Here is a 388-nt window from a genome sequence, read left to right as displayed (position 1 = left end):
GTGCTGCACGTCCTGGTAGCCCTTGCCGTAGAACTCGCCCGACGACGTCTCAACGATCTGCGTCTTGCGCGCTTCCTCGGCGTACTCGGGGTAGTCGGCCGCCATCTTCAGCATCATCTCGGCCAGTTCGCGCACCGAGTGGATGTTCTTCGGGTTGCCGATATTGAAGATCTTGCCGCTGGCGACGCTGTCCTTGTTCTCGATGATCTGCATCAGCGCCGAGATGCCGTCCGAGATATCGGCAAACGCACGCTTCTGCTCGCCGCCATCCACCAGCTTGATCGGCTCGCCGCGCACGATATGGCCCAGGAACTGCGTCACCACGCGCGACGACCCTTCCTTCGATTCGAAGATCGAGTCCAGGCCCGCGCCGATCCAGTTGAACGGC

The 388-nt window shown here is 61.9% G+C and carries 1 protein-coding gene; it reads right to left on the bottom strand.

Annotated elements, in window-relative coordinates; genetic code table 11:
• Positions 1-388: NAD-dependent epimerase/dehydratase family protein (locus A9J21_RS15685; protein WP_156545926.1), on the bottom strand; the 388-nt coding region annotated here is incomplete at both ends.

Source organism: Cupriavidus sp. D384 (genome assembly GCF_001652915.1).
Taxonomy (GTDB): domain Bacteria; phylum Pseudomonadota; class Gammaproteobacteria; order Burkholderiales; family Burkholderiaceae; genus Cupriavidus.
Note: the sequence above shows the minus strand (reverse complement) of the source record. Positions and strands in the feature narration are given on the sequence as shown.